Origin of the sequence: Herpetosiphon llansteffanensis (genome assembly GCF_003205875.1) — a bacterium.
Classification (GTDB): Bacteria; Chloroflexota; Chloroflexia; order Chloroflexales; family Herpetosiphonaceae; genus Herpetosiphon; species Herpetosiphon llansteffanensis.
In genome coordinates, this window is sequence record NZ_PUBZ01000047.1 from 1 (window position 1) to 438 (window position 438).

Sequence of the window (438 nt, forward strand, 5' to 3'; positions counted from 1 at the left end):
GTCCGTGGGCTAACCGCAAGGAGGCAGCGGCCGAGGGTGGGGCTCGTAACTGGGACGAAGTCGTAACAAGGTAGCCGTACCGGAAGGTGTGGCTGGATCACCTCCTTTCTAGGGATAACCACCAACGCGGTGGCAGTGACGAAACAGAACGAATGATGCAGACGAATGACCGCCGCGGCGGCAGCACCCATCAGTGGGCAAGCGCTTACTGAGCATTGCACCTTACCATGCACCAATATTTGACGACAACATCAACAACAAAAGCAAGCATCAACGAACAGAACTGCCTGCCTGAGCCATTCGGCGTACCGCGCTGCCGAGGCGCGACGACCGATGATCAGCAGGAATGCGAGTGATGGATGCCTAGGCGCACACGACCGAAGAAGGACGGGGACTCCCGCCGAAACGGGTAGGCGAGCCGGAGTCAGGCTGTGACCC

The 438-nt window shown here is 59.4% G+C and carries 1 rRNA gene; it reads left to right on the forward strand.

The features are described from left to right. Positions 1-108: ribosomal RNA gene (locus C5S61_RS03135) — 16S ribosomal RNA — on the forward strand; the annotation flags it as partial. Between the last annotated feature and the right edge of the window lie 330 nt (positions 109-438).